At 68.3% G+C, this 6,642-nt stretch carries 8 protein-coding genes; 3 read left to right on the top strand and 5 right to left on the bottom strand.

All coding sequences use genetic code 11. The annotated features are described in order from the left end of the window. Window positions 1-158: 158 nt before the first annotated feature. The 3 genes from D5S19_RS15505 to D5S19_RS15500 form a co-directional block, all read right to left on the bottom strand. The gene (locus D5S19_RS15505; protein WP_233573939.1) at window positions 159-602 is read right to left on the bottom strand and encodes a class I SAM-dependent methyltransferase; all 444 of its coding nucleotides are present in this window, start codon (window positions 600-602) and stop codon (window positions 159-161) included. A gap of 51 nt (window positions 603-653) precedes the next feature. Beyond that, entirely contained in the window at window positions 654-788 is a 135-nt protein-coding gene (locus D5S19_RS33570) for a hypothetical protein (protein ID WP_267901125.1), read from the bottom strand. 80 nt (window positions 789-868) lie between these two features. Beyond that, window positions 869-1,393, bottom strand: a complete 525-nt coding sequence (locus D5S19_RS15500; protein ID WP_120024043.1) for a DUF402 domain-containing protein — start codon at window positions 1,391-1,393, stop codon at window positions 869-871. Window positions 1,394-1,496: 103 nt separating this feature from the next. On the opposite strand from D5S19_RS15500, the gene uvrB reads away from it, so the two are divergent. The 3 genes from uvrB to D5S19_RS15485 are packed head-to-tail and all read left to right on the top strand — an operon-like array spanning window position 1,497 to window position 4,355. Beyond that, window positions 1,497-3,656, top strand: a complete 2,160-nt coding sequence (gene uvrB, locus D5S19_RS15495; RefSeq protein ID WP_120024042.1) for an excinuclease ABC subunit UvrB — start codon at window positions 1,497-1,499, stop codon at window positions 3,654-3,656. Window positions 3,657-3,681: 25 nt separating this feature from the next. Next, window positions 3,682-3,957 (top strand): type II toxin-antitoxin system VapB family antitoxin, encoded by a 276-nt coding sequence (locus D5S19_RS15490; RefSeq protein WP_120024041.1) that lies wholly within the window; start codon window positions 3,682-3,684, stop codon window positions 3,955-3,957. Beyond that, entirely contained in the window at window positions 3,954-4,355 is a 402-nt protein-coding gene (locus D5S19_RS15485) for a type II toxin-antitoxin system VapC family toxin (protein WP_120024040.1), read from the top strand. The genes D5S19_RS15490 and D5S19_RS15485 overlap by 4 nt, the downstream gene beginning before the upstream one ends. Before the next feature lie 50 nt (window positions 4,356-4,405). Here D5S19_RS15485 and D5S19_RS15480 read toward each other — a convergent pair whose 3' ends face one another. Together D5S19_RS15480 and D5S19_RS15475 are read right to left on the bottom strand one after the other, a co-directional pair. Next, complete coding sequence (locus tag D5S19_RS15480) at window positions 4,406-5,806, bottom strand: S28 family serine protease (protein WP_120024039.1); 1,401 nt, start codon at window positions 5,804-5,806, stop codon at window positions 4,406-4,408. 89 nt (window positions 5,807-5,895) lie between these two features. Then, window positions 5,896-6,633, bottom strand: a complete 738-nt coding sequence (locus tag D5S19_RS15475; RefSeq protein ID WP_407641753.1) for an enoyl-CoA hydratase/isomerase family protein — start codon at window positions 6,631-6,633, stop codon at window positions 5,896-5,898. Between the last annotated feature and the right edge of the window lie 9 nt (window positions 6,634-6,642).

The following is a 6,642-nucleotide window of genomic DNA, read 5'->3' as shown; positions in this document are numbered from 1 at the left end:
ACCGGCACCAAGAACTGCTGATCACGATCCACCGGACGAAAACCCCTAGCCACACCAGGATTCTCCCGCCACCACAACCCCACACCAAGATCATCACCGGCGGGTCGCTCAAAAACGCAACAGCCTCTCAGAGTCCGTGAAGGGTCCCTTCACAGCGTTCACGTACCGGGCGTACGGCTCCATCCTGTGCGCGGGGCACGGGCGCGGGCGGCGGTGAAGTACGCGGTCCCGGCGCGGTCGAGCCAGCGCAGCACCTCGACGCCTTCGGTGAACGGCAGCGGGACCGCCCGGTGGAACACCTCGTGCACGCTCACCGGAATGCCCGGCCGGAGCACCGGGAAGACGTCGGCGAGATACCCAGCGCGCGAAGCGGGCGCGGTGATCGGCGTCGATGAACAGATAGTCCACATTGGACAGCCAGTCGCCGGTGAGGGTTTCGCGTGGCCCTTGCGGAATTCCCAGCGGCCCTCCGGCAACGACTTCGGCACCGTCTCGGTGGCGCGGTCGATCAGATCCGCGGTGACCAGCCGTCCGGTCTCGTTGTCGGCGAGCGCACGCAGGAGCCGGCTCGTGGACCAGCCGTGCAGCGAGCCGATCTCCACCACCTTCGCCGGGCGGAAGTGGCGCAGCAGCAGGTAGGTCGAGCTGAGTCTTCATCGACGGATGGGCACTGCGGTGCGCCCGTTGCGGGCGGCCCGCAGCGCGTCGATGTGCTCACGGTAGAGCCGTTCGACGAGGTCCAGGGTCACCGGCTCGGCGAGACGCTCGTCGTTCACGTTCTCGTTCATAGTGCTCAGATCGTGGCCGGACGGCGGCGCGCGGGTAATGCGGTTGCCCGCCCGGACAGGGTGGGGGTTTCCCCGGTGGCTCACCTGGTGGGGTGCCTCCGCCAAGTCGTCGTGATGCCCTTCGCGGACAGCCAGCCGGACAGGTCGTAACCGTGTGCGGCGATGCCCTCCAACGCGGCGTACGCGGCTTCGAGCGCGTACTCGCCTTCGGCTTGTGGAAGCAGCCCTGCGGCCACCGCAGCGAGCAGCTCGTCACTGTCGATGACCCGGATCGAGACTTTGTCCTTGAGCACCAGATCGAGGTACAGGTCCGTGGCGACCCAGCGCGGCCCGTCACGGTGTACGCGGACCACGTCCAGATAGAAGTCTTGGTCGCGTTCGTGGCCGGGGGAAAACCAGAAGTCGGTGATCCGCAGCCCGAGTCCGGGCAGCAGCCAGGACTCCAGGAAGTGGAACTGCGCGCGCCCGGGGGCGGGGCGGGCCAGGTACAGCCCGAACGGCTCCTCCCGGAACTCTTCCACCTCCCGGCGGATTCCCTTGTTGTCCACGTTCAGGTGGGCGGGCGGGTCGAAGATCTCCACCTTCGGCGGGTGCACGTCGGTCACTCCGCTCATCTTGCCCGCTGGCCCACCCGGGGTCACGGAGGCTTCGCCGCAGGTCGGACCGGGTGTGCCGGAAATTGTCGGGGGCGGCGCCTACCCTGGGGACGTGGCTTTCGCAACCGAACACCCCGTCCTCGCCCAGTCCGACTTCCGCCCGGTCTCCGAGGTGCCTCGCGGCGGCGGCCGGTTCGAGGTGGTCAGCGAGTACCGGCCGGCCGGCGACCAGCCGGCCGCCATCGACGATCTCGAACGCCGGATCACCGCGGGCGAGAAGGACGTCGTGCTGCTCGGGGCCACGGGGACCGGCAAATCGGCCACCACCGCGTGGCTGATCGAGCGCGTGCAGCGCCCCACGCTGGTGATGGCACCGAACAAGACGCTGGCCGCGCAGCTGGCCAACGAGCTGCGCGAGCTGTTCCCGCACAACGCGGTCGAGTACTTCGTCAGCTACTACGACTACTACCAGCCCGAGGCCTACATCGCGCAGACCGACACCTACATCGAGAAGGACTCGTCGATCAACGACGACGTCGAGCGGCTGCGGCATTCGGCCACGATGAACCTGCTGTCCCGGCGGGACGTGATCGTGGTCGCCTCGGTGTCCTGCATCTACGGTCTCGGCACCCCGCAGTCCTACCTCGACCGGTCCACGAAGCTGACGGTCGGCGGCACGGTGGACCGCGACGTGCTGCTGCGCGCCCTGGTCGACGTGCAGTACACGCGCAACGACATCGCGTTCGCGCGCGGCACCTTCCGGGTGCGCGGCGACACCGTGGAGATCATCCCGGCGTACGAGGAGCTGGCCATCCGGGTCGAGCTGTTCGGCGACGAGGTCGACAAGCTGTACTACCTGCACCCGCTCACCGGCGACATCGTGCGCGAGGTCGAAGAGGTGCGGATCTTCCCGGCCACGCACTACGTGGCCGGCCCGGAGCGGATGGAGAAGGCGATCCACGGGATCGAGGCCGAGCTGGAGGGGCGGCTGGCCGAGCTGGAGAAGCAGGGCAAGCTGCTGGAGGCGCAGCGGCTGCGCATGCGCACGGCCTACGACATCGAGATGATGCGGCAGGTCGGCTTCTGCTCCGGGATCGAGAACTACTCGCGGCACATCGACGGGCGTTCCGCCGGTTCCGCCCCGGCCACCCTGATCGACTACTTCCCGGAGGACTTCCTCCTGGTGATCGACGAATCGCACCAGACCGTGCCGCAGATCGGCGGCATGTACGAGGGCGACATGAGCCGCAAGCGCAACCTGGTCGACTACGGCTTCCGGCTGCCCAGCGCGGTGGACAACCGGCCGCTGACCTGGGAGGAGTTCTCCGACCGGATCGGGCAGACGGTGTACCTCTCGGCGACCCCCGGGCCGTACGAGATGGGGCAGACCGGCGGGGAGTTCGTGGAGCAGGTCATCCGGCCCACCGGCCTGGTCGACCCGAAGGTGGTGGTCAAGCCCACCGAGGGGCAGATCGACGATCTGGTGCACGAGATCCGCGGGCGGGCGGAAAAGGACGAGCGGGTGCTGGTCACCACGCTGACCAAGAAGATGGCCGAGGACCTCACCGACTACCTGCTGGAGCTGGGCATCCGGGTGCGGTACCTGCATTCGGAGGTGGACACTCTGCGCCGGGTCGAGCTGCTGCGGCAGCTGCGGGCCGGGGATTTCGACGTGCTGGTCGGCATCAACCTGCTGCGCGAGGGTCTCGACCTGCCCGAGGTGTCGCTGGTCGCGATCCTCGACGCGGACAAGGAGGGCTTCCTGCGCAGCGGCACCTCGCTGATCCAGACGATCGGCCGCGCGGCCCGCAACGTCTCCGGTGAGGTGCACATGTACGCGGACAAGATCACCGACTCGATGCGGTATGCGATCGAGGAGACCGACCGCCGCCGTGCCAAGCAGGTCGCCTACAACACCGAGCGCGGGCTGGACCCGCAGCCGCTGCGCAAGAAGATCGCGGACATCCTGGACCGCGTCTACAGCGAGGCGGAGGACTCCGAGGAGTCGGTCGCGGTCGGCGGCTCCGGCCGCAACGCCTCCCGTGGCAAGAAGCCCGAACAGGGCGACCGCGTGCGCAGCTCCGGGGTGCTGACCGAGAAGAACGTCTCGGCCATGCCCCGCGCGGAGCTGGCCGACCTGATCCAGCAGATGACCGACCAGATGATGCAGGCCGCCCGCGACCTGCAGTTCGAACTGGCCGCCCGGCTCCGCGACGAGGTGTCCGACCTGAAGAAGGAACTCCGCGGCATGGACGCGGCGGGGATCAAGTAGTACACCTATTTGGTACACTTACACCATGGCGATGAACATCAAGGACCCGGAAGCTGAGCGGCTGGCTGCCGAGGTCGCCGCGCTGACCGGGGATACGAAGACCGCCGCGGTCCGGACCGCGCTGCGGGAGCTCCGAGACAAGCTTGCCGCGAATCCGGAAACCGCTGAGGAGCGCTTGCAGCGGCTGCACCGCTTCCTGGAGGAAGAGGTCTGGTCCCAGCTGCCGCCGGATCAGCTGGGCGTGCCGATCACCAAGGAAGAGCAGGAAACCATCCTCGGTTTCGGGCCGGAGGGCGTGTGATCATCGATACGTCGGCCCTCGTCGCGATCATCAATCGCGAGCCGGAGAGCGCAGCCCTGGAACAAGTCTTGGTGACCGACACTGAACCTAAGATCGGTGCGCCGACCCGAACCGAGGCCGGGATCGTGCTGCTGGCCAAGTTCGGGATGCGAGGCCGGAGTCTGTACGAGAGGTTCCTCCAGGAGTGGAACGTGAGCACGATCCCCTTCGAGTCGCGGCATGCTGAGATCGCCATCGAAGCATTCCAACGATTCGGAAAGGGACGGCACGCGGCAAGGCTCAACCTCGGGGACTGCCATTCGTATGCCACGGCCAAAATTGCCGGTGAGCCGCTCCTGTGCATCGGCGACGACTTCCCGCAGACCGACCTGCCGCTCATCGAACTGAACACCCCCTGACCTCGGCAGCTGCCCGGGCCGCCTCCACTGCAACGGCCCGGGCAGACCCACTACAGCCGGGGACGGCTCGACATCATCTCGTCCGTGTCGAAGCGCGGGAAGTCCGAAGGCGTGGTGACCATGCGCGAACGAGCCGGAGCGGATTCCGGCAGACCGGCCCAGCGCTGGATCGCCGAAGTGGCTTCCGCGGCCTGCGCGGGCGGCAGCTGCGCGATGGACGAACCGTGGTTACCGCCCGAAACGAAGTAGCGGTGCGAGTCCTTGGTCCCGAAGCCGAGCTGGAACGGTTCGGCGCTCCACGGGTCGTTCGAGCCGTACACGAACAGCAGCTGCCGTCCCTGCGACTTTACCCAGAAGTCGATGTCCGGCATGGCCAGGTAGTCGAACCGCGGCAGCCGCACCGAGGCGGGCACGAAGGTCCGCGGTGTGTCGGCGCCCGGATAGCGCAGCAGGTCGCGCAGGTAGCTGTCGTACGCCTCGGGGGAGCCGAGCTGCACCGCGGCCTGGTAGTAGTACGGCACGACGGAATCGAGTTCCTGGTCCGAGTAGCTGTTGAGGCTCTCCACCTTCTCGAACCAGTCCCACACTGTCGCGGCCGGCGCGCCGGGCTTCGGCACCGAGGCGCAGTCCGAGGCCTTCTGGTACTGCCAGAAGCCGAAGTACGAGTCGATCACCGCGATCTCAAGGGACTTGTCGAGCGAGCCCACCGTCTTGAAGGTGTAGCCCTTCTTCGCAGCCGCCGCCTTCGCCCGCTCGCCCAGCTCGACGCGCCGCTTCAGCGCGTCCCGCTGGAGTGCCTTCAGCGAGGCGCGGCACTCGGGGGTGCCGACGTTCGCGAGGAACCGGTTGTAGTTGTCCACCGGGTCGATGACGTCGTTCGGCGCGACGTAGGGGATAGTGCCGCTGACGTCGTCCGGGAAGAACCGGCGGAAGTACGTCGCGGTCATTCCGCCCTTGCTGGCGCCGGTCGCCAGCCACCGGCCCCGGTAGATCTTCTTGAGCGCCTGCACCGCGTCGTGCTCGTCGGCCGCGGCCTGCCAGATGGTGAGGTCCCGCGACCAGTTCGCCGGTTCCGGGCGCGAAGGGGTGAAGTAGCGGTACTCCATGGACAGCTGGTTGCCGTCGACGATCCGGGTCGGTTCGCTGCGATTCGGCGTCTCGGACACGTTGTAGCCGCTGGTGTAGGCCACCGTCGGGGCGGAGGAATCCCGGTGCAGCAAGGTGAACCGCTGCTCGAACGTGCGTCCTTCCGGATGCCGGTGATCGACCGGCTGAGTGAAGGTCAGCTTGAAGAACTGGAATCCCGCGGGCGCGGGGTCTTTCGAGACTACGGTGAGCCGCGGGATCGCCGCCAGCTCGGTGGTGATGTCGCTCGCGCTCGCCGCGGGCGCCGCCGGGACGAACCCGGCGGTCGCGAGGAGAACGGACGAGAAAGTGAGCAGCCTGCGCACGCGGTCCCTTTCGACAGCTGAAGATCAACAGGCCGAGGTTATCGGCCCGCCGACGACGGCCACACCGGCCGAAGGTAGGGACGCGGCGCTCAGCTCCGGTCCACAGAGGACTTGATCACTTCGAGGGTTTTTTCCGCGCACCACAGCCGTTCCACCCGGGCGTCGTCGGACACCCGGTTCTCGGCGATCCGTTCGTGGTACGGGCGGCGCAGCTGGGCCTTGGTGTGCGCGAACGCCTCGGCCGGGAGTCCGGCCAGCCGCGTCGCCAGCTCCACGGCCCGGGACCTCAGCTCCTCGGCGGGCGCGACCTCGTCCACCAGACCCCGGGCGAGCGCTTCCGCGACGGTCAGCGCCGCGCCGCCGTAGGCGAGTGCGGGCAACGGGGTCGTGCCGTAGGCGCACCGCAGGATTTCCAGCGCAGCCAACGGAAACGGCACCCCGCGGTGCAGCTCCGGCACGCCGAGCCGGCCCTCGCCGTCGGCGGCCACCCGATGGTCGCACGCGGCGGCCAGCACCAGCCCGAAGCCGGTCGCGTGCCCGTTGACCGCGGCCACCACCGGGCGCGGGAAACCGAAGACGGCCAGCAGCGCGTCCGACAGCTCGGACAGGAACTCCTCGATGCGGCGCGCTCCGCCTTCGACGATCCGGGCGAGGTCGGCGCCGGGGGAGAAGGTGTCCCCGGTGCCGGTCAGCACGATGGCGCGGGCCTCCGCCGCGTCTGCCTCCTCAAGGCCGAGCACGAGCTGGCGGCAGGTCGCGGTGTCCAGGCCCTGCTCCATCTTTACCAGGGCGATGCCCTCGGTGCCCGCGGAGAGTTCCAGCCGGATCGTCACGCG

Source organism: Amycolatopsis panacis, from assembly GCF_003600245.1.
Classification (GTDB): domain Bacteria; phylum Actinomycetota; class Actinomycetes; order Mycobacteriales; family Pseudonocardiaceae; genus Amycolatopsis; species Amycolatopsis sulphurea.
This window is presented reverse-complemented; position numbering and strand designations above follow the sequence as displayed.

Coding starts and splice junctions, on each gene's coding strand:
- D5S19_RS33570 (WP_267901125.1), bottom strand. CDS start 788: ATGAACGAGAACGTGAACGACGAGCGTCTCGCCGAGCCGGTGACCCTG.
- D5S19_RS15490 (WP_120024041.1), top strand. CDS start 3,682: ATGGCGATGAACATCAAGGACCCGGAAGCTGAGCGGCTGGCTGCCGAG.